Origin of the sequence: Enterobacter sp. S-33, assembly GCF_028735835.1 — a bacterium.
Taxonomy (GTDB): domain Bacteria; phylum Pseudomonadota; class Gammaproteobacteria; order Enterobacterales; family Enterobacteriaceae; genus Enterobacter; species Enterobacter vonholyi.
The window spans coordinates 1,077,833-1,098,541 of record NZ_CP117838.1 but is presented as its reverse complement, the minus strand read 5'-3'; the positions used below and the strand labels follow the sequence as shown (position 1 = coordinate 1,098,541).

Below are 20,709 nucleotides of genomic sequence, written 5' to 3'. Positions count from 1 at the left end.
TTGCCCGGTGGCGCTGCGCTTACCGGGCCTACGATTCGAATGCAGGCCGGGTAAGGCGAAGTCGCCACCCGGCAACACAACCGCACTACTGCCAGCTCACCTCACCTTTCGGCTCATACGCATTCACGTCAATCGGCGAATTCTGCTCGATATACTGCTTCAGCACTTCCGCATCGATAAAGCCGGTATTCACGTATCCCGGCTTATTATCAATATGCGGATAGCCGTCGCCGCCGGTGGCATTAAAGCTTAACGTTGCCAGACGGTAGGTTTTCGCCGGGTCAACCGGTTCGCCTTTGATCTTCAGGTCGTTAAGCTTGCCGTCTTTCGCTACGAAGCTCACGTTGGCAAACTGTGGATAGGCCCCGGAATCCGGCTTCATCTGCGCCACGGCGGTCAGGTACTCAACAACCTCTTTCCCGCTCATGTCAGCATAAACCACTACGTTGCCGAACGGCTGCACCTTCAGAACGTCTTTATAGGTGATGTTTCCACCTTCGATGGAATCTCGAATACCGCCGCCGCTCATCACCCCAAAATCAGCCCCGGTGCGCGCCATTTGCGCCGCCAGCACCAGGTGCCCCATGTTGGTCTGCACGAAGCGAACTTTACTGCGGTCCCCCTCCAGACGCCCGTTCAGCGTGCCGATTTTCACGTCCAGCTGCGCCTTGCCTTTGTTCTGGAACGGCGTCAGCAGGGAGAGCATCTGCTGGTTTTCTGCGATTTCTGGCGTGTAAAGTACGCGCTCGCTCTTCCCGTCCGGGTAGGTCACTTTCTTCTTCAGGTTGACCGGGATAAGCTGATAATGAACCAGCTTCATCTCGCCGTTACGGAACTCAAAGTCCGCCCGGCCCACGTATTTGCCCCACTCGTGCGCCTGTACGATCCAGATACCGTTCTGACGGTCCGGCGCGCACGGCGTCCCCGGGACATAGTCCACCTGCTTTTTGTTCTCGGATGCCATGCATACCGGATCCTGTGAGTGACCACCCACAATCATCGCCAGCGAGCCCGCCGGCAGGCTGCGCGCCATCTCCACGTCGCCCGGCGCATTGGAGCCGTGCTCACCGTTGTCGTAGTGCCCCATGTGGGTGGTGGCGATAATCACGTCCGGCTTTTCGTTTTGCTGCAGCTCCTGAATCACCAGCTTCGCTTCGTCTGCCGGTTTGCGAAATTCGATATCGGTAAAGAACTCGGGATTGCCAATTTTCGCCGTGTCGTCGGTGGTTAAGCCGATGACCGCGATCTTCAGATCCTGACGCTTAAACAGCGCCCACGGCTTGAACAGGCGTTCGCCGGTGCTTTTCTGGTAAATGTTGGCGGAGAGGAACGGGAATTTGGCCCACTTCTCCTGCTGACGCAGGACGCTCAGCGGATTATCAAACTCATGGTTACCGACGGCCATCGCGTCGTAGCCAATCAGGTTCATGCCGCGGAAATCGGGCTCGGCGTCCTGCAGGTCGGATTCCGGCACGCCGGTATTGATATCGCCGCCTGAGAGCAACAGCACGCTGCCACCCTGGGCTGCCACCTCTTTACGAATGCCGTCCACCAGCGTTTTTTGCGCCGACAGGCCATATTCGCCGTATTCACTGCGCCAGAAATGGCCGTGGTGGTCGTTGGTATGCAGAATGGTGATTTTATAGGTTTTGTCTTTTTCATACGCCTGCGCGGGCAGGCTTACCAGCCCCCACGCCGCGATGAGCGCCAGCGCGACGCCCCGCTTCATTAACTTCATCTTCTCTCTCCCTGACCAATAGACAAAGGCAGAAATTACAGTGACTAATAAGAATAGACAAATAAGTTTTCAGAATTGCGACTTTCTTCAAATGTCCCGGGCGGGTATGTTAGTCGGATAATAATTACACCCTGCACCTCTAATAACTAAAGACGTGGTACTTCTCTCTATGGCAATCAGTGAATCAACTCAGCCCGTTCCGGGCGCGCCGGCGTCGCGCACCTCCTTTAAAGTCTTAGGCGCAATCAGTCTCTCGCACCTGCTCAACGATATGATCCAGTCGTTGATTCTGGCAATTTACCCGCTACTGCAGTCCGAATTTTCGTTAACCTTCGTGCAGATCGGGATGATCACCCTGACCTTCCAGCTGGCTTCCTCGCTGCTGCAGCCGGTGGTGGGCTACTGGACGGATAAATACCCGATGCCTTGGTCGCTGCCGGTTGGCATGTGCTTTACCTTAAGCGGGCTGGTGCTGCTGGCCATGGCCGGGAGTTTTGAAGCCGTGCTGATTGCCGCCGCGCTGGTAGGCACCGGCTCGTCCGTGTTCCATCCGGAGTCTTCCCGCGTGGCGCGCATGGCGTCCGGCGGTCGTCATGGCCTGGCGCAGTCACTTTTCCAGGTGGGCGGTAATTTTGGTAGCTCTCTCGGCCCGCTGCTGGCCGCGGTGATTATTGCCCCGTACGGTAAAGGCAACGTGGCGTGGTTTGTGCTGGCCGCGCTGCTGGCGATTATCGTGCTGGCACAGATTAGCCGCTGGTATGCCGCTCAGCATCGCGTGAATAAAGGAAAACCTAAAGCGAAGGTTATCAATCCCCTGCCGCGCAATAAGGTTATCCTGGCGGTTTCCGTCCTGCTGGTGCTGATTTTCTCGAAATACTTCTATATGGCGAGCATCAGCAGCTATTACACCTTTTATCTGATGCAAAAATTCGGATTATCGATACAAAACGCGCAGATCCACCTGTTTGCCTTCCTGTTCGCCGTCGCGACCGGTACGGTCATTGGCGGGCCCGTGGGTGATAAGATCGGGCGGAAATATGTCATTTGGGGCTCTATCCTCGGCGTGGCGCCCTTTACCCTCATTTTGCCGTACGCCAGCCTTGAATGGACGGGCATTTTAACCGTGATTATTGGTTTTATCCTCGCCTCCGCGTTTTCCGCCATTCTGGTCTATGCCCAGGAGCTGCTGCCCGGACGTATCGGTATGGTTTCCGGACTGTTTTTCGGTTTCGCTTTCGGCATGGGGGGGCTTGGGGCAGCGGTTTTAGGAATGGTTGCGGATCACACCAGCATCTTCCTGGTTTATAAAATCTGCGCTTTCCTGCCACTTCTTGGGATGTTGACCATATTCCTGCCTGATAACCGCCACAAAGCGTAAATTACGGGCAGCCAAAGTTTGACTTTGGCTGCCTGACACCCTGATGCCATAAGGGTTTCTTCTTTCTCCACTCGCTGAATTTATCAAAATGCGCTTTTTTACGTGCATATTGCTGTTTTATTCAAACTTCAACAATTATTCATAAACATAAGGGTAAAAATTGTCATAAACTATTACTCGGTTTTTTGGTTTTTCACCAAAAAGGAACACCCACAACGAAAGGAGACGGAATGCACCACGCCACACCGCTTATCACCACCATTGTTGGTGGACTTGTGCTCGCTTTTATCCTCGGCATGATTGCCAATAAACTGCGTATTTCTCCTCTTGTCGGTTATCTGCTGGCAGGTGTGCTGGCGGGACCGTTTACCCCAGGTTTTGTTGCGGATACCAAACTGGCCCCTGAGCTGGCGGAATTGGGCGTGATTCTGCTGATGTTTGGCGTCGGTCTGCATTTTTCCCTGAAGGATTTGATGGCGGTAAAGTCGATTGCCATACCGGGAGCGATCGCCCAGATAGGGGTGGCGACGCTGCTTGGGATGGCGCTTTCGGCCGTGCTGGGCTGGTCGTTGATGACCGGCATCGTATTTGGGCTGTGTCTCTCAACCGCCAGTACCGTGGTGCTGCTGCGCGCGCTTGAGGAGAGACAGCTGATTGACAGCCAGCGCGGGCAGATCGCGATTGGCTGGCTGATTGTTGAAGATCTGGTCATGGTCCTGACGCTGGTGCTGCTGCCCGCCGTCGCCGGGATGATGGAAAAAGACAACGTCGGCTTCGCCTCGCTGGCGCTGGATATGAGCATCACCATCGGTAAAGTGGTGGCGTTTATCGCCATCATGATGCTGGTGGGCCGCCGTCTGGTACCGTGGATCATGTCCCGCAGCGCGGCAACCGGCTCCCGCGAGCTGTTCACCCTCTCCGTGCTGGCGCTGGCGCTGGGTATCGCCTTTGGTGCCGTTGAGCTGTTTGATGTCTCCTTTGCCCTGGGTGCGTTCTTCGCCGGGATGGTGTTAAACGAGTCAGAGCTGAGCCACCGTGCGGCGCACGACACGCTGCCGCTGCGCGATGCGTTTGCCGTGCTGTTCTTCGTCTCCGTCGGGATGCTGTTCGATCCTCTGGTGCTGATCCAGCAGCCGCTGGCCGTGCTGGGCACGCTGGCAATCATTATTTTTGGTAAGTCGCTTGCCGCCTTCTTCCTGGTGCGGATGTTCGGCCACTCCCCGCGTACGGCGCTGACCATTGCCGCCAGCCTGGCGCAGATCGGTGAGTTCGCCTTTATTCTGGCCGGTCTGGGCATGGCCCTGAACCTGCTGCCGCAGGCGGGACAAAACCTGGTGCTGGCGGGGGCGATCCTGTCGATTATGCTGAACCCGGTGCTGTTTGCCCTGCTGGAAAAATACCTCGATAAAACCGAAACGCTGGAAGAGCAGACGCTTGAAGAAGCCATTGAAGAAGAGAAGCAGATCCCGGTTGATATTTGCAATCATGCCCTGCTGGTCGGCTTTGGCCGCGTGGGCAGCCTGCTCGGCGAGAAGCTGATGGCGCAGGGCATTCCGCTGGTGGTGATTGAAACCTCACGCACCCGCGTCGACGAGCTTCGCGAGCGCGGTATTCGTGCGGTACTGGGCAACGCGGCGAACGAAGAGATCATGAATCTGGCGCATCTGGACTGCGCCCGCTGGCTGCTGCTGACCATACCCAACGGCTATGAAGCGGGTGAGATTGTGGCCTCCGCGCGCGCGAAGTGCCCAACGATTGAGATTATCGCCCGGGCGCACTATGACGACGAGGTGGAGTACATTACCGAGCGCGGTGCAGATAAAGTGGTGATGGGCGAGCGCGAGATTGCTAACACCATGCTGACGCTGCTGGAGAAACCACCGGTTGAAGAGGCGGTGACGGGGTAAGTTTGGTGCGATCTGGTCCCCTCACCCTTGCCCTCTCCCACAGGGAGAGGGAATAAACACTAAAAACGGCAACCTGGGTTGCCGTTTTGATTTTACCTGTCCCAATAAGCCTCTTCGAGGCTGTCTTCCCGTTCAGGCAGGCCACGCGTTAAGCGCGGTGAGTGCTGGTTCAGCACCTGATAGCTTACGCGGTTGGCGTACTTGCATACCTGCGCCAGCGACGAATAGGTCAGCCAGCTGAACTTATGCTTGCTGGAATTCGGCACGTTGGTTTTGTGGTAGGCATTGGCGGTAATGTCGTGCAGCAGCGCGGCCAGCGCACCGTCGCCCGCGCCGTTGGTGTTCATGATCTTCTCCGGTCCGCCCATGTAAGGGGCGATGTGCGAGTAGATGCGCAGCGGGTTAATGCAATCTTTATAACGCATGCCGCGGCTGAACTCGTACTGGTTAAACTCGGCAATCGCGCCGGGCAGCAGCGGGTGCTGGGTTTTGCGTTTGCTCTCTTCTTCCGTGAAGCCTGCCATATACAGCCCAACCGGGCCCGCGGTGCAGAGCACCAGATCCACCCAGTCCAGCGCTTTGTCAGACGCCAGCAGCGGATCGCTTTCGCCGGTCAGCGCTTCGGCCTCTTCTTCGTTCATCGCCAGAATCGAGACGTGCTCTTTCAGGAACGCCTGCCACCATTCAGGATTATCGGCGATAACGAATTTAGTACCCAGTGTAAGAACGACGGGCACGTCGTACTTCTTCGCGTACTCAATCGCCTTCATGGTCGCTTCCGGCATCGGCTCGCCCGGCTTACAGCGCACCAGATAGGAAGTCAGCACCAGCGCCGAGGCACCCGCAATCACCTCTTCCGGAATACTCTCGGCGCGCAGCTTGTTCATATGACCCGGGCTGATGGCGAAGGTGCGCTCGCCGGATTCACCGATCAGGGTAAAGCAGCGGCCAATCGGGCCGTCGACGCCCTGCAGGTAGTTCAAATCGGTGCGGCTGGAGGTGTTGCAGAGATAGCGGTAGGCATAGCCGCCGATTTCAATGTTGCTGCACATCACGCCGAGCAGCACCGAACGGTCGTCTGCCAGCACGGAGTAGTTGTGCATGGTATTGCCGATGGTACCGCCGGCGAACTGGTGGGTAATCAGGTTTTCGCGCACCAGCTCCTGATACAACGCTTCGGCAACGTCGTCTTCAATGACCAGCGAGTGGCCGGCACTCAGACCATAACGGGCGACAAACGCATCATCCACTTTCGCTTCAATGTCCACCAGCGTCTGGTCGATACCGACGACCCAGGCCGCGCTGGTTTCATTTTCTGGCTGGATTTGCTGCAGGAGCGGATCGCGGGCATCGACGGGGAAGTAGTGTTTGGATTTGCGTTTACCGGGAAATTTCATGGTCTGAACTGTACGAAGAATATGGGCCGGGAATGGTAGCACAAACCCGGCCCGAAGTGCGATTAGCGACCGTTCGTTACCAGCGAGACCATCATGTCAATATGCTCAGGCGAGTCGTTAAGCGCCGGAATGTACTCGTACTTTTCGCCGCCAGCCTCCAGGAAAAATTCCCGGTTTTGCACCGCGATCTCCTCCAGCGTTTCCAGACAGTCTGCCGAGAAGCCCGGCGACATCACCTGAATATGCTTCACGCCCTTCTCGCCGAGCATTTTGAGGGTTTCATCGGTGTATGGCGTCAGCCACGGCTCGCGGCCGAAGCGCGACTGGAAGGTCATCATCACCTTCTCCGGCGGCAGGCCAAGGGCGGAGACCAGCTCGCGGGTGGTATCGCGGCAGCGCTGCGGGTAATCATCCCCTTCATTGGCGAAGCGCTGCGGGATCCCGTGATAGGAGAGCAGCAGCAGATCCGGCTCACCGTGCTTTTCAAACGACGCGCGCGCGCTGTTAGCAAGCGCCTTGATGTAGAGCTCGTTATCCGCGTAGTCGCGAATAAAGGTCACGCCCGGAATGCGGCGGCGGGTCGCCAGTATGCGGGCCAGCTCGTCCCAGACGGCGGCCACGGTCGAGCAGGAGTACTGCGGGTAGAGCGCCAGCACGACGATATGGTCCACGCCCTGCGCCAGCAGTGATTCCACCGCGCTTTCCAGAGAGGGTTTGCCGTAGCTCATGCCGAGCGCGACAGGCATCTCCGGCAGGCGGGCGGCCAGCGCTTTTTCCTGACGACGGCTGTAGACCATCAGCGGCGAGCCCTCTTCCATCCAGACGGACTGATAAAGTTTGGCGACGCGCGGGGAACGAATCGGCAGAATGACGCCACGCAGCAGCGGCCACCACAGCAGTCGCGGGAAATCCACGACGCGCGTGTCGCTTAAAAATTGTCGCAGGTAGCGTTTTACCGCGTCTGATGTAGGTGCTTCTGGAGTGCCCAGATTGGCAAGCAGGATGCCGGTTTTCGCCTGACTCATTCACGCCTCTTAACCATTTGATAGGTTGTCAATTGTAGCGGAAATGCGTTTAAACGAAACCCATTGCTGTAATAGGTAAGATGAGAATATTTCTCACCCGGGAGCCCGGGTGAGAGGCGCGCGATTAGCCGAGGATTTTTTCCAGCTCTGCACGTACGTCAGCCACGGCTTTGGTGCCGTCAACTTTGGCGTATTTGGTGTTACCCGCCTGCGCTTCTTTGGTGTAGTAGCCGATCAGCGGCGCGGTCATCTGATGGTATTCCACCAGGCGTTTACGCACGGTCTCTTCCTGATCGTCTTTACGGGTGGTCAGCTCTTCGCCGGTCACGTCGTCTTTGCCTTCAACCTTAGGCGGGTTGAATTTGATGTGGTAAACACGGCCAGAAGCAGCGTGTACGCGACGGCCAACGATGCGGTCAACGATCAGCTCGTCCGGTACGTCGAACTCCAGAACGTAGTCCACGTTGATGCCCGCTTCTTTCATGGCGTCAGCCTGAGGAATGGTGCGTGGGAAGCCGTCCAGCAGGAAGCCGTTACGGCAGTCTTCCTGAGCAATGCGCTCTTTAACCAGAGCAATCACCAGCTCGTCGGTCACCAGCTTGCCTGCGTCCATGATGTCTTTCGCCTGTTTACCCAGCTCGGAGCCAGATTTAACAGCGGCGCGCAGCATATCACCGGTGGAGATTTGCGGAATACCGTATTTCTCCATGATGAACTGAGCCTGAGTTCCTTTACCCGCGCCCGGAGCGCCAAGCAGAATAATACGCATTGCGAAAATCCCCTCAAAAGTCGTTTCAATTTTTCAAAAGCGCTAAACAATACCACCAGAACGGGCATCGCTCAAGGAAGGCGGGAAGGCTGAAACGGTTAATGAGGGGTGATTATTTGGAGTTGTGCGGTCTGATCCCCTCACCCCGGCCCTCTCCCACAGGGAGAGGGAGAAGACCAGGGGAGGCGTGGTCAATTACGCCAGCAGCAGCGCATTCACACGTTTAATGAAGAGGTTAGGATCTTCCAGCGTGCCGCGTTCGGCCAGCAGGGACTGATCCAGCAGCAGTTCAACCCACTCGGCAAAGCGGGCGTCGTCCTGGGTATCCGCCGCGCGTTTCACCAGCGGATGATCCGGATTAAGCTCAAAGATATATTTCACTTCCGGTACCGCCTGGCCCGCTGCCGCGAACAGCTTCGCCATCTGGGTGCTCATTTCGTCGGCATCGGTCGTGACGATGGCCGGGGTGTCGGTCAGACGGTGAGTGAAACGCACCTCTTTCACGCGGTCGCCCAGCAGGGTTTTCACGCGCTCAACGAACGGCTCCAGCGCCTTCTCGGCTTCTTTCGCGCTTTCGTCAACTTCATCCGCCAGCTTGTCGATGGACTCATCGGCTTTGGCAACGGACTGGAACGCCTTACCGTCGAACTCGGTCAGGTAGTTCATCATCCACTCGTCGATGCGGTCAGAAAGCAGCAGCACTTCGATGCCTTTCTTACGCAGCAGCTCCAGGTGCGGGCTGCTCTTCGCCGCGGCGTAGCTGTCGGCAGTGATGTAGTAGATCTTCTCCTGCCCTTCTTTCATGCGGGAGACGTACTCTTCCAGCGACACGGTCTGAGCGGAGGAGTCGCTGTGCGTAGAGGCGAAGCGCAGCAGTTTGGCGATGGTTTCAACGTTCGCCATGTCTTCAGCCGGGCCTTCTTTCAGCACCAGACCGAACTGTTTCCAGAAGGTCTGATATTTTTCCGCATCGTCTTTCGCCAGTTTTTCCAGCATCTGCAGCGCACGTTTGGTCAGGGCGTTGCGCAGGTTACGGGTGACGGCGCTGTCCTGCAGAATTTCACGGGAGACGTTCAGCGGCAGGTCGTTGGAATCTATCAGACCACGCACGAAGCGCAGGTAGTTCGGCATGAACTGCTCGGCATCGTCCATGATGAAGACGCGCTGCACGTACAGCTTCAGGCCGTGCTTGTGATCGCGGTTCCACATGTCCCACGGCGCCTGTGCCGGGATGTACAGCAGGCTGGTGTACTCCTGCTTGCCTTCCACACGGTTGTGGCTCCAGGTCAGCGGGTCGGTAAAATCGTGGGCGATGTGCTTGTAGAATTCGTTGTACTCGTCGTCCTTAATTTCAGCCTTGTTGCGCGTCCACAGCGCCTGCGCCTTATTGATTTTCTCCCAGGAAACGATGGTTTCACCGTCCTTCTCTTCCTGTTTTTCAATCTCAACCGGCAGGGCGATATGGTCGGAATATTTGCTGATGATGGAGCGCACGCGCCAGTCGTTCAGGAAATCATCTTCGCCTTCACGCAGGTGCAGGGTGATTTCGGTGCCGCGGTCCGCTTTGGTGATGTCATCAACGGTGTATTCGCCTTCCCCTTTGGATTCCCACAGCACGCCGTTTTCAGCGCTGTCGCCCGCCGCGCGGGTGCGCACGGTGACTTTATCCGCCACGATGAACGCCGAGTAGAAACCGACGCCGAACTGGCCGATCAGCTGGCTATCTTTCGCCTGGTCTGAGCCCATGGACTCCAGGAACGCCTTGGTGCCGGATTTCGCGATGGTCCCGAGGTGGTCGATCACCTCGTCGCGGTTCATCCCGATGCCGTTATCGGCGATAGTCAGAGTGCGGTTCTCTTTATTAAACGAGACGCGCACGCGCAGCTCGCCGTCGCCTTCGTACAGATCCGGGTTAGACAGCGCGCGAAAGCGCAGCTTGTCCGCCGCATCCGAGGCGTTGGAAATGAGCTCACGCAGGAAAATTTCTTTGTTGGAATACAGGGAATGGATCATCAGATGCAGAAGCTGTTTTACTTCTGACTGGAAACCACGGGTTTCTTGTCCTTTCATCTATGTCGACCTCAACAATGCCATTTAATGGGGTTTTAAAACGTTGAGTGAGAGATGGGGATACGGGGGGAAATTTTCAAGCGGAGGCCGCGCGCGCAGCCTCCGTTTGGTCAGAAAATAATCTTGTGACGTCCGGCCAGAGAGTGTGACAGCGTGGTGCCGTCCACCATCTCTAGCTCGCCGCCGACCGGCACGCCGTGGGCGATGCGGCTGGCGTCAACGCCATACTGCGAGCACAGCTCGGCGATGTAGTTGGCGGTGGCTTCCCCTTCCACCGTAGGGTTGGTGGCGAGGATCACCTCTTTGATCGTTTCGGACTCAAGACGCTGTTCAAGGCGGTCAAGACCGATATCGTCCGGGCCAATACCGTCCAGCGGGGAGAGATGCCCCATCAGCACGAAATAGCGGCCGGAAAACTGCCCGGTTTGTTCGATGGCGTAGATGTCCGCCGGACTCTCCACCACGCAAATCTGGCCGTTTTCCTGACGACGCGGGTTCGTGCAGATGTTACACACGTCCTGCTCGGTAAAGGTACGGCAATCCGCACAGTGACCGATTTCTGACATGGCGCGGGTTAAAGCCTGCGCCAGGCGCATCCCGCCGCTGCGGTCGCGCTGCAATAGCGTAAACGCCATGCGCTGCGCCGACTTCGGGCCAACGCCCGGCAGGCAGCGCAGTGCTTCCATTAACTGCGTGAGCAGCGGACTGGTTTGCATCAGAACGGCATCTTGAAGCCAGGCGGCAGCTGCATACCGCTGGACACGGAGGCCATTTTCTCTTTCTGGGTTTCGTCGATACGGCGAGCGGCATCGTTAAACGCGGCTGCAACCAGATCTTCCAGCATCTCTTTGTCGTCTTCGAGCAGGCTCGGGTCGATTTCCACGCGACGGCAGTTGTGCGCACCGTTGATGGTCACCTTGACCAGACCGGCTCCGGACTCACCCGTGACTTCCAGCTGAGCGATCTCTTCCTGCATCTTCTGCATTTTTTCCTGCATCTGCTGAGCCTGCTTCATCAGGCCACCCAGACCGCCTTTTCCACCAAACATAGGCTTCTCTCTTCTTTCACGTTTAAGGAATTACAACCGTAAGTCAGACTCACGATCAAATGGGGCGAATACTCTCTTCATCCAGATCGGCGTCGAAGAACCGGCGCAGGGTCTGAATGTTGTTATCCGCAATAATCGCCTCGCGCGCCTGCGCGAGCTTCTCTTCATAAATGACCTGGCGCCACTCAAGCGGCGTTTTCACTGCCGGATTATCATCTTCAATGATAGTCAATTCAACCGGCGCACCCTGTAATGCGGCGAGCGCCTCGGCCAGCGCCTTTTGCGCGCCAGGGGAATTGAGGTGCCGCTGGCCCGGACGCAGGTGCAGACGTACCTGATTGCCGTCCTGCTCTTTCCAGGCGTTCAGCGCGACCTGCTCCACCAGCTTAGGCAGCTGAAGTTTGCTGACCTCGGCGGCCCAGGCGTCGCGCGCGATGGACTCTTCGGCAAGCTTCGCGGAAAGCTCCGGCGTTTTTTCATGCTCCAGCGCCTTTTTCAGCGCTTTCGGCGTGGCGACCTCTTCCTTCACCGCTTCGGTGATGGTGGTTGCCTTCCAGCGGTAAGCCTCTTCTTTCACCGGGGCTTTCTGCTCGAGCGAGGACGGTGCCGGACGCGACTGTACGCGCTCCGTTACCGAGGCCAGTCGTTCAAGCGCGGCGTTGTTCACCGGCCGCGCTCTTCCTGGCGCTGCCGGTTCACTCTTTTTTGGTTTGGTTACTCCTTGCGCACGCTGCAGCTGGCTGCGTGCGGCAAGCACCGAACTGGTGGCATCCGACAGCGGTACGTTTTGCTGCGGCGGCGGTGTCGTCTGCGGTGGGACCTGCTGCGGCGACATCACCGCCGTAGGGGCGACCGGCGCGAAAGACTGCCGCGGCACTTCCGGCTCCGGCAATGGCATACGCGGATGAAACGCCAGCGCGCGCAGCAGCGTCATTTCAACGCCCATCCTCGGGTCCGGCGCGAACGGTAACTCTTTGCGGCCAATCAGCAGCGTCTGGTAATACAGCTGCACGTCGGCAGGCGGCACGGTGCGCGCAAGTTCACGCATCCGCTGTTCAATGGTGGCCATATCCGCACCGATGGCGGACGGAGAAAGCTGCAGCATCGCCACGCGGTGCAGCAGGCTGAGCATCTCAACCAGCAGTCCTTCCCATTCAATACCCCGGGCAGCGGCGGCATTCACCAGCGACATCACGCGTTCGCCGTTGGCGGCAATCATCGCTTCGATAAGCGACAGCGCCTGATCGTCATCCAGCGTGCCGAGCATGGTGCTGACCGCCTCGGTGGAAAGCTTCCCGTCACCGCTGGCAATCGCCTGGTCGGTCAGGCTGAGCGCATCACGCAGGCTGCCGTCCGCCGCGCGGGCCAGCAGCTGCAGGGCGCGCGGTTCGTGGACAATCTTCTCTTCATCAAGAATATGCTCAAGCTGCGCGCGGATCTGCTCAACGTCCAGCGCCTTCAGGTGGAACTGCAGGCAGCGCGATAAAATCGTGACCGGCAGCTTTTGCGGATCGGTAGTCGCCAGCAGGAACTTCACGTGCGCGGGCGGCTCTTCCAGCGTCTTCAGCAGGGCGTTAAAGCTGTGGCGCGACAGCATGTGCACTTCATCGATCAGGTAGACCTTGAAGCGGCCGCGCGCCGGGGCGTACTGGACGTTGTCCAGCAGGTCGCGCGTATCTTCCACTTTAGTGCGCGAGGCAGCGTCGATCTCGATCAGATCGACAAAACGCCCCTGCTCGATCTCCCGACAGTTATCACACACGCCGCACGGCGTGGCGGTAATCCCGGTTTCGCAGTTGAGACCTTTTGCCAGCAAACGGGCAATAGAGGTCTTACCGACGCCGCGGGTGCCGGAAAAAAGATAGGCGTGATGGATGCGACCTAGCGACAAGCCGTTCGCCAGGGCCGTCAGCACATGTTCCTGACCGACAACGTCAGCAAAGGTTTGTGGTCGCCATTTACGGGCTAACACCTGATAACTCATGGGCAGGCTCTGCAACGCTGGAAGGTGAATTTATGGAGGGGAATGCTATCACAACCTCACCCATTGAGCGAGGTTGTGAAAACCGGGATTAGTGACCCGGGAAAGGCACCAGGCTGTAGCTGGTAATACCCTGTTTTTCCAGGCGCTGTTCGCCGCCGAGATCGAACAGGTTGATGATGAAGGCCGCGTCGGTCACTTCGCCACCCAGACGGCGGATCAGCTTCACGGTCGCTTCAATGGTGCCGCCGGTCGCCAGCAGATCGTCAACCACCAGCACTTTGTCGCCAGGCTTGATCGCGTCAACGTGGATCTCAAGCTGATCGGTGCCGTACTCCAGTTCGTAACTTTCTGCGATGGTTTCACGCGGCAGCTTGCGCGGCTTACGCACCGGCACAAAACCCACGCCCATTGCCAGCGCAACCGGTGCGCCAAACAGGAAGCCACGGGCTTCGGTACCTACTACTTTGGTGATCCCGGCGTTTTTATAACGCTCGACCAGCAGTTCAATGCTGAGCGAGTACGCTTTCGGGTCTTCCAGCAAGCTGGTGACATCACGGAAAAGAATGCCAGGCTTTGGATAGTCCTGGATGCTTTTGATGCTGTTTTTCAGATATTCAAGCTGCTGTGCAGTTGCGGTCATCGGTTTTGCCTAAATGAAACAGTGTTACTCACAGCGCGCAACGAGTCGGCCAAGGCAACAATTGTTTAACCTTTGACCAGGCGCACCTGTGCTCGAAAACGGTCGAATTTACTGGCTGCGCGTGATAATTGCAACAGCCATGATGAGGCTTCAGTGCTTTTGTTGCTTTTCATCAACCACGGGGATCCGCCACATAAAGAAAAGCAGACAGATCAGGATGACCAGCAGCAGGATCCGCACCCACATCATTTTCACCAGCCATAATGAAATAGCGAAGGTGATAAGGATCACTGCGATCGCGCGCGGCTTCGCGCCGGGCGGCATGGCCCGGTGTTTTTGCCAGTGCCGCAGATAGCCGCCAAACCATGAGCGGTAGAGCAGCCAGTGGTGAAAACGCGGCGACGAGCGGGCGAAGCACCAGGCCGCAAGCAGGATAAACGGCGTGGTCGGCAGCAAGGGTAAAAACACCCCCAGCGTGCCAAGCACTACCGCGAGCCAGCCAATGATGATTAAAATAGTACGCTGCATAATGCGAATCGTTATCAAACTGAACGGCTACTTTACCACTGGAGAGCGCCTTGAAAACAGCACTGCTTCTTGAGAGGCTGCAAAATCAGCTGATTGCTCTGCGGGAGCAAGCCACGCCGCTAATGGGGCACGTCACGCTGAAGCCGCGCTTTGACCGGCAGCTTTTTCGTACCCGCAGCACCGTCATTCAGGATTATCTTGCTGAAGCGCAGACGAACCTCGACGAGCTTCGCCATGCGGTGGAGAGTGAACGGCAGGAGCAGGTGGCGTGGCTTGCGGAGCATCTCACTGAGCAGATCACCGCCCTGCATCGCGAAATTACCGCCTGGCCGCTGCGCGCCTGGGACAGCGCCTCGCCGGGGCTCGGTAAATGGCAGCGCAAGCGGCTGGAGAACCAGGAGTTTGAGCGCCGGCTGTTTGAGATGAAGCGCGAACGCGAGGTGCGTCTGAACCACAGCGAAACGCTGGAAGAGCAGCAGCTATTGATGCGCGAGATTAGCGCGCTGGAAGGGCGCATCGTCCGCTGCCGTCAGGCGCTGGATGAAATTGAGCGCGTCATTGAACGTTTGACCCGTTAACAGGAGCCACACCCATGTCACTGGAAAATGCACCCGATGAGGTAAAGCTGGCCGTCGATTTGATTATGCTGCTGGAGAATCATCAGATCCCCGCCGGGACGGTGCTTAAAGCGCTGGAGATTGTGCGGCGGGATTTTGAGGGGAAACTTCCCCCTCACCCTAACCCTCTCCCTGTGGGAGAGGGAAAATAGATTAAGCCGGAGTCGGGTCGTCGCCCTTAATGTCGCGCTTCACTTCCGTATGCTCATCACCTTTCTCGTTACGCAGGTGAACCTCAAGCTGGTTGAAGGCGATATTAATATCGTTTTCACGACACAGACGATCGATAGAGCGATTAAGCTCATCCACCGTGTAGCTGCGGTCGCGCAGTTCACGCACGTATAAACGCAGCTCGTGATCCAGCGTACTCGGCCCAAAGGTGGTAAAGAACACCGCCGGAGCCGGATCGTGCATCACTTTCGGATGCTCAGACGCCGCCTTCAACAGCACCTCTTTCACCTTATCCAGATCCGATCCATAGGCTACGCCCAGGCGGATCACCACGCGCGTTACCGTATCCGAGAGCGACCAGTTGATCAGACGCTCGGTCACGAACGCTTTGTTCGGGATGATCACCTCTTTACGATCGAAGTCGGTAATGGTGGTAGCGCGAATACGGATCTTGCTAACCGTTCCCGAGAACGTGCCGATAGTGACGGTATCGCCGATACGTACCGGACGTTCGAACAGGATGATCAGGCCGGACACGAAGTTACCGAAGATCTCCTGCAGGCCAAAACCAAGACCGACCGAGAGGGCCGCCGCCAGCCACTGCAGTTTATCCCACGAGACGCCAAGCGAGCCAAAGACCGTCATCGCCCCAACAATAATGATCACGTAGTTGAGGATCGTGGTAATGGCGTAGGACGCCCCCTGGCGGAGATTCAGACGTGACAGGAGCAGCACTTCAAGCAGGCCTGGCAAGTTGCGGATCAGAGCCCAGGCGACCACCGACGACACCAGTGCAAACAGCAGGCTGCCCATGGTCACGCTTTTCATGACCGCAGCGCCCGCTTCGGTACCGTTGTATTGCCAGAGGGTAATACTGTCGAGATAGGCGAAAACGGTAATAAGATCGGACCAGATAGCCCAGAACATCACGGCAAACAGGGCGATCATCACCAGCATGGTAATGCGCAGCGTCTGCTGGTTAACCTGCTCCAGCGCGATGGTCGGCTCTTCCTGCGGCTCAGCGCCTTCGGCCCCCTCTTTCACCTGATGCTGACGACGCGCGATGGCGCGGCGATAGGCAATGCGGCGGGCCGCCACGCTCAGGCCGCGCAGCACGGTCTGATAAAGCAGGTTCCAGACGATCACCAGATAGACCGTTTCAATCCAGCGCCCGGACAGGCGCAGCGTGGTATAGAAGTAACCCGTTGCCGTCAACACCATCAGCGCCAGCGGAATGATCGCCAGCACCGTCACGGTGACCAGGCGAATATTGTGGGACTCTTTATCACGCCAGCTGTCGCGGCACATCGGCCACATCAGGATCGCAATCAGCAGCAGGTTCAGCAGGATCACCAGCTGGCCCAGCACATCATCCATCAGATGCAGCGGGGAAAGTTCAGAGACAACCGACCAGAAGTGCAGCGGCAGAAGCGCGAGGCTGATGCGCACAATCTGCCGACGCCAGTGGCTGGTCAGCTGCGCAGGCATGTTGAAATGACGCACCGCCACGCCGTCTTTTTCCAGCACCTTCCAGCACACGCCAAACACCAGCCAGAACAGCGCCAGTTTTTTACTGAACGCCCACAGCAGATCGCTGACGTTGAGCTGCATGGTGAGCAGAATCAGGCCCACGGCCAGAATAATCAGGCACACCGGCAGGGCGCGGATGAGATCGATCAGAATCGCTTTTGGCGTATGGAGCTGGCTATCGTTGCGCAGCTGCCCTACTTCGGAGGCCAGCTTCGCCTGGTATTTTTTCAGCCAGCCCAGACGCCAGCGGATCAGGCCGGCAATCAGCAGCAGCGGTAAACCGGCCAGGAAAGCAATCATTACCGCAGGCCAGGCTTTCTCCCAGTTTACGGTGATCTTCATGCTCTTGATCTGCGTTTTCAGCGTCTCAGGGAAGGATTTGACCCAGTCCCAGTCCATCGGCTTGTTGCTGTTCACCCAGAAAATCTGCTGGGTCAGGATTTCCTGCAGACTTTTCGAGACGCTCACCAGCTGCTGCTGGTTGATTTGCAGGTTAATGGCCATCATTAGCTGGTTACCCAGCTGTTTATTGAGCTGGTCCAGCAGTTCGCGACGCATATCCACGACCTGGAGCAGCGCGTCGTGCACTTCCGGGTTCACGTCGCTGGAATGCCCCTCTTCAATTTTGGCGACAAAGGTATCGCTCTGAAAAAGGGCATCGCGCTGCTGGTTGACGTCAAACTGTTCCAGACGTAAATCCGCGATGCGGTTGGTCATGTCCTCCAGCTCGTCGGCGGACGGGAGCGTCTGCTGCTGCTGGTAGAGAATACGCGACAGCAGGAGGCTGCCCTTCAGAACAGCAATCTGCTCTTTGATGTTGCGTTCAGCCTGCAGGGCGCGATCCAGCCAGTTCTTCACTTTGATATTTTGCTGAACCAGCGAGTTGCCGTTTTCCGTCGCCAATATCAGGCGCTGGCTAAGCTGGTGGTTGGCCTCGAGCTCCTGTTTCACCAGCGGATTCGCCTGAATGCGGGCGGTTTCGTCGGGCGATACGGCCTCCTGGGCGGTTTTTTCCGTTAGCGTCAGGCGCTTGCTGTTAACCGCTTCCTGCAGCAGCTGAAGCTGGTGTTCGAGGCGATTAATATTCGCGGTGACGTAATCGCGCTGTTTCTGCAGGGTGTCCTGCAGCACCGTATTCCCTTCCAGGCTTTTACGCTGCTGTTCGATTTGCGCATTGAGCAACGTCTGCTGCACCAGCAGCAGGGTATTCTGCGTTGGGCGCAGCGTGCCTTCGCCTACCGTCGTGCCGTTGAGGCGGTTGCGGATTTGCTGCAGCTGCTGAGACGCGGCGTACATCGCGTTTTGCACGCGCTCGGGCTGGGTCTGCAGAGAGACAAGCTGGCTGTTATACGTTGCGAGATCCGACTGTGCGGTTTGCAGGTCGTCGAGCAGTTGAGCCACGCGGGACTCGAGCTGACGTAAGGAGAGCGTCGAGAGCGTCTTGCGCGTCTCGTCGTCGTTATCCACATCGCTGAGGGCATTCAGCGCTTCGGTGGCCTTACGCATGTTTTCAGGTGCCTGCGCCACCTTCTGGCGAAGCTGGACGGTTTCTGCTTTTATGCGTTCAATTTTATCCAGCGTTTCCAGCGTTTCTGTCAGATCCTGCTGGATGAGTTTCTCCTGAGGGGAGAGATCTTTTTGTTTGTTCAGCGTGTCGAGCTGCGACTGAACATCGCCGCGCGAGGGAATATCGTTGCTGTTATCGGCGCGGGCCCAGGTCAGCGGCGCCGTGGCGAAGAAAAATAGCATCGCAAAGAGCAATGCAAAAACAGGATGTTGCGAGCGATTGATGGGCAGCATAGTTGTGAATGATGTCAGAAGATGACCGAAAATAGTCCGGCGTGAAGAATATCACGCTCGCCGAAAGCAGAATAGCGCGAACGTTATCCTCTGAGATAAATCCTGGAAAGGGATCAGGCCGTTAGCGAAGGCGCGTCGCTGCGCAGCGTGGGGCAGAGCTGTAGCATTTCCAGTAAAATCGCCACGTAGCTGCGGGCTTCCTCTTTAAGGTCAAAGGATTGCGGCGCGAAAAGCCAGTTTTCCATCAGACCGGAAATGTAGCTGCGCATCAGGATTGCCGCTCGTCGGGTCAAGAGATTGGCCGGTAATAGTTTTGCCTGCATACACAGGTTCAGGTTCTGTTCAATACGGTCATAGCTCTCCAGGCTTAGGCTGCGCTGTGCCTGCTGCACAACCGCCATCTCGCCCACGAACTCGCATTTATGAAAAATAATCTCCATCATTAATCTGCGACGTTCTTCAACTACCGTTGCTTCAAGGATATATACTAATATTTCTCTCAATACTGAGAGTGGATCGTCAGGGAATTTTGCCCGATACTCACTCTCGAGATCGCTAATGCTGGACTCTGAAAGCTCCCAGATTTCACTGAACAGATCTGACTTATCTTTAAAATGCCAGTAAATCGCTCCTCGCGTCACACCGGCAGCCTGAGCAATCTGCGCCAGCGAGGTGGATGAAACACCCTGCTGCGAGAACAAACGTATTGCCACATCCAGAATGTGTTGTCGGGTTTCCAGCGCTTGTTGTTTAGTTTTTCGTGCCATAGGTGGGTGAATTTACAGGAGTCAGATTTACATACATTTGTGAATGTATGTACCATAGCATGACGATAATATAAACGCAGCAATGGGTTTTAGACTCAGGACCCTTGATCAATTTGAAATCGGACACTCGAGGTTTACATATGAACAAAAACAGAGGGTTAACGCCTCTGGCGGTCGTTCTGATGCTCTCAGGCAGCTTAGCGCTAACAGGATGTGACGACAAACCGGCTCAACAAGGAGCTCAGCAGGCGCCAGAAGTAGGCGTTGTTACGCTCAAATCTGAACCTCTACAAATCACCACCGAATTACCCGGCCGTACAAATGCTTACCGCATTGCGGAAGTGCGTCCTCAGGTTAGCGGCATTATCCTGAAGCGTAACTTCACCGAAGGCGGTGATGTGAAGGCCGGTGAGTCTCTGTATCAGATTGATCCCGCAACCTATCAGGCATCGTATGAGAGTGCGAAGGGAGACCTGGCGAAAGCACAGGCCGCGGCCAAAATTGCTCAGCTGACGTTGAACCGCTACCAAAAACTGCTCGGCACTAAGTACATTAGCCAACAGGATTACGATACCGCCCTGGCAGATGCACAGCAGGCTAACGCAGCCGTGGTGGCAGCCAAAGCGGCCGTCGAAACCGCGCGCATTAACCTTGCCTATACCAAAGTGACCTCCCCGATTAGCGGTCGTATTGGTAAGTCTTCCGTCACGGAAGGGGCTCTGGTGCAGAACGGTCAGACCACTGCGCTGGCGACCGTGCAGCAGCTCGATCCGATCTACGTTGACGTGACGCAGTCCAGCAACGATTTCCTGCGCCTGAAACAGGAGCTGGCTAACGGCACCCTGAAACAGGAAAACGGCAAAGCCAAGGTGGAGCTGATTACCAACGACGGTATCAAGTTCCCGCAGGAAGGTACCCTGGAATTCTCTGATGTGACGGTCGACCAGACCACCGGTTCCATCACCTTACGTGCGATTTTCCCGAACCCTGACAAAAATCTGCTGCCAGGTATGTTCGTTCGCGCACGTCTGGAGGAAGGAACAAATCCAACCGCACTTCTGGTTCCACAGCAGGGTGTGACCCGTACGCCACGCGGCGATGCGAGCGCGCTGGTTGTTGGGGCTGATAACAAAGTCGAAACGCGCAATATCACCGCCACCCAGGCGATTGGCGATAAATGGCTGGTGACGGAAGGTCTGAAAGATGGCGATCGCGTAATTGTTTCTGGTTTGCAAAAAGTTCGTCCTGGCGCGCAGGTTAAAGCACAGGAAGTGAAATCTGACGATAAACAACAAGCTTCGGCCGCTGGCCAGTCAGAACAAACCAAGTCTTAACTTAAA

General features: G+C 56.8%; 17 protein-coding genes and 1 other annotated feature. Of the genes, 5 read left to right on the top strand and 12 right to left on the bottom strand.

Annotated elements, in window-relative coordinates; translation table 11 throughout:
* Window positions 1-85 precede the first annotated feature (85 nt).
* The gene (ushA, locus tag PUP35_RS05085; protein ID WP_143344776.1) at window positions 86-1,738 is read right to left on the bottom strand and encodes a bifunctional UDP-sugar hydrolase/5'-nucleotidase UshA; all 1,653 of its coding nucleotides are present in this window, start codon (window positions 1,736-1,738) and stop codon (window positions 86-88) included.
* Between the two features lie 169 nt (window positions 1,739-1,907).
* Here ushA and PUP35_RS05080 point away from each other — a divergent pair, with 169 nt between their 5' ends.
* Window positions 1,908-3,116 carry an MFS transporter gene (locus tag PUP35_RS05080; RefSeq protein WP_274242243.1) on the top strand — a complete coding sequence of 403 codons (1,209 nt, stop codon included), beginning with the start codon at window positions 1,908-1,910 and terminating at the stop codon, window positions 3,114-3,116.
* A gap of 230 nt (window positions 3,117-3,346) precedes the next feature.
* Window positions 3,347-5,023 (top strand): YbaL family putative K(+) efflux transporter, encoded by a 1,677-nt coding sequence (ybaL, locus tag PUP35_RS05075; RefSeq protein WP_045909744.1) that lies wholly within the window; start codon window positions 3,347-3,349, stop codon window positions 5,021-5,023.
* 92 nt (window positions 5,024-5,115) lie between these two features.
* On the opposite strand, the gene PUP35_RS05070 is transcribed toward ybaL, so the two are convergent.
* The 9 genes from PUP35_RS05070 to PUP35_RS05030 form a co-directional block, all read right to left on the bottom strand.
* Window positions 5,116-6,420 (bottom strand): inosine/guanosine kinase, encoded by a 1,305-nt coding sequence (locus tag PUP35_RS05070; RefSeq protein ID WP_045909745.1) that lies wholly within the window; start codon window positions 6,418-6,420, stop codon window positions 5,116-5,118.
* A 62-nt stretch (window positions 6,421-6,482) separates the two neighbouring features.
* On the bottom strand, window positions 6,483-7,445 hold the full coding sequence (gene hemH, locus PUP35_RS05065; protein ID WP_023616311.1) for a ferrochelatase: 963 nt from the start codon (window positions 7,443-7,445) through the stop codon (window positions 6,483-6,485).
* 124 nt (window positions 7,446-7,569) lie between these two features.
* Window positions 7,570-8,214 carry an adenylate kinase gene (gene adk / locus PUP35_RS05060; protein ID WP_006809841.1) on the bottom strand — a complete coding sequence of 215 codons (645 nt, stop codon included), beginning with the start codon at window positions 8,212-8,214 and terminating at the stop codon, window positions 7,570-7,572.
* Between the two features lie 195 nt (window positions 8,215-8,409).
* The gene (gene htpG, locus PUP35_RS05055) at window positions 8,410-10,284 is read right to left on the bottom strand and encodes a molecular chaperone HtpG (RefSeq protein ID WP_115874379.1); all 1,875 of its coding nucleotides are present in this window, start codon (window positions 10,282-10,284) and stop codon (window positions 8,410-8,412) included.
* Window positions 10,285-10,394: 110 nt separating this feature from the next.
* Entirely contained in the window at window positions 10,395-11,000 is a 606-nt protein-coding gene (recR, locus tag PUP35_RS05050) for a recombination mediator RecR (protein ID WP_008499298.1), read from the bottom strand.
* On the bottom strand, window positions 11,000-11,332 hold the full coding sequence (locus tag PUP35_RS05045) for a YbaB/EbfC family nucleoid-associated protein (protein WP_003858972.1): 333 nt from the start codon (window positions 11,330-11,332) through the stop codon (window positions 11,000-11,002). The genes recR and PUP35_RS05045 overlap by 1 nt, the downstream gene beginning before the upstream one ends.
* 55 nt (window positions 11,333-11,387) lie before the next feature.
* Window positions 11,388-13,316, bottom strand: a complete 1,929-nt coding sequence (dnaX, locus tag PUP35_RS05040; protein ID WP_274242242.1) for a DNA polymerase III subunit gamma/tau — start codon at window positions 13,314-13,316, stop codon at window positions 11,388-11,390.
* Window positions 11,994-12,058 (bottom strand) — a sequence feature (DnaX frameshifting element). It overlaps the preceding gene by 65 nt.
* 88 nt (window positions 13,317-13,404) lie before the next feature.
* Complete coding sequence (gene apt / locus PUP35_RS05035) at window positions 13,405-13,956, bottom strand: adenine phosphoribosyltransferase (protein ID WP_274242241.1); 552 nt, start codon at window positions 13,954-13,956, stop codon at window positions 13,405-13,407.
* A 150-nt stretch (window positions 13,957-14,106) separates the two neighbouring features.
* Window positions 14,107-14,484 (bottom strand): DUF454 family protein, encoded by a 378-nt coding sequence (locus tag PUP35_RS05030; protein ID WP_274242240.1) that lies wholly within the window; start codon window positions 14,482-14,484, stop codon window positions 14,107-14,109.
* A 50-nt stretch (window positions 14,485-14,534) separates the two neighbouring features.
* Between PUP35_RS05030 and priC the strand changes: the two genes are divergently transcribed.
* Window positions 14,535-15,062: a primosomal replication protein N'' gene (priC, locus tag PUP35_RS05025; protein WP_127729805.1), complete on the top strand. Its 528-nt coding sequence runs from the start codon at window positions 14,535-14,537 to the stop codon at window positions 15,060-15,062.
* Window positions 15,063-15,076: 14 nt separating this feature from the next.
* Complete coding sequence (gene rsmS, locus PUP35_RS05020; protein WP_127729803.1) at window positions 15,077-15,253, top strand: pleiotropic regulatory protein RsmS; 177 nt, start codon at window positions 15,077-15,079, stop codon at window positions 15,251-15,253.
* 1 nt (window position 15,254) lies between these two features.
* Here rsmS and mscK read toward each other — a convergent pair whose 3' ends face one another.
* Both mscK and acrR read right to left on the bottom strand, forming a co-directional pair.
* Window positions 15,255-18,602 (bottom strand): mechanosensitive channel MscK, encoded by a 3,348-nt coding sequence (gene mscK / locus PUP35_RS05015; RefSeq protein WP_274242239.1) that lies wholly within the window; start codon window positions 18,600-18,602, stop codon window positions 15,255-15,257.
* A gap of 113 nt (window positions 18,603-18,715) precedes the next feature.
* Complete coding sequence (gene acrR, locus PUP35_RS05010; protein ID WP_023310602.1) at window positions 18,716-19,369, bottom strand: multidrug efflux transporter transcriptional repressor AcrR; 654 nt, start codon at window positions 19,367-19,369, stop codon at window positions 18,716-18,718.
* A gap of 140 nt (window positions 19,370-19,509) precedes the next feature.
* Here acrR and acrA point away from each other — a divergent pair, with 140 nt between their 5' ends.
* Window positions 19,510-20,703, top strand: coding sequence for a multidrug efflux RND transporter periplasmic adaptor subunit AcrA (gene acrA / locus PUP35_RS05005; protein ID WP_115874373.1), 1,194 nt, complete (start codon window positions 19,510-19,512; stop codon window positions 20,701-20,703).
* Window positions 20,704-20,709 lie beyond the last annotated feature (6 nt).

Bases quoted from the DNA above. Each gene is read 5' to 3' on its own strand.
- ushA (WP_143344776.1), bottom strand. From the start codon at position 1,738: ATGAAGTTAATGAAGCGGGGCGTCGCGCTGGCGCTCATCGCGGCGTGG.
- PUP35_RS05080 (WP_274242243.1), top strand. From the start codon at position 1,908: ATGGCAATCAGTGAATCAACTCAGCCCGTTCCGGGCGCGCCGGCGTCG.
- ybaL (WP_045909744.1), top strand. From the start codon at position 3,347: ATGCACCACGCCACACCGCTTATCACCACCATTGTTGGTGGACTTGTG.
- PUP35_RS05070 (WP_045909745.1), bottom strand. From the start codon at position 6,420: ATGAAATTTCCCGGTAAACGCAAATCCAAACACTACTTCCCCGTCGAT.
- hemH (WP_023616311.1), bottom strand. From the start codon at position 7,445: ATGAGTCAGGCGAAAACCGGCATCCTGCTTGCCAATCTGGGCACTCCA.
- adk (WP_006809841.1), bottom strand. From the start codon at position 8,214: ATGCGTATTATTCTGCTTGGCGCTCCGGGCGCGGGTAAAGGAACTCAG.
- htpG (WP_115874379.1), bottom strand. From the start codon at position 10,284: ATGAAAGGACAAGAAACCCGTGGTTTCCAGTCAGAAGTAAAACAGCTT.
- recR (WP_008499298.1), bottom strand. From the start codon at position 11,000: ATGCAAACCAGTCCGCTGCTCACGCAGTTAATGGAAGCACTGCGCTGC.
- PUP35_RS05045 (WP_003858972.1), bottom strand. From the start codon at position 11,332: ATGTTTGGTGGAAAAGGCGGTCTGGGTGGCCTGATGAAGCAGGCTCAG.
- dnaX (WP_274242242.1), bottom strand. From the start codon at position 13,316: ATGAGTTATCAGGTGTTAGCCCGTAAATGGCGACCACAAACCTTTGCT.
- apt (WP_274242241.1), bottom strand. From the start codon at position 13,956: ATGACCGCAACTGCACAGCAGCTTGAATATCTGAAAAACAGCATCAAA.
- PUP35_RS05030 (WP_274242240.1), bottom strand. From the start codon at position 14,484: ATGCAGCGTACTATTTTAATCATCATTGGCTGGCTCGCGGTAGTGCTT.
- rsmS (WP_127729803.1), top strand. From the start codon at position 15,077: ATGTCACTGGAAAATGCACCCGATGAGGTAAAGCTGGCCGTCGATTTG.
- mscK (WP_274242239.1), bottom strand. From the start codon at position 18,602: ATGCTGCCCATCAATCGCTCGCAACATCCTGTTTTTGCATTGCTCTTT.
- acrR (WP_023310602.1), bottom strand. From the start codon at position 19,369: ATGGCACGAAAAACTAAACAACAAGCGCTGGAAACCCGACAACACATT.
- acrA (WP_115874373.1), top strand. From the start codon at position 19,510: ATGAACAAAAACAGAGGGTTAACGCCTCTGGCGGTCGTTCTGATGCTC.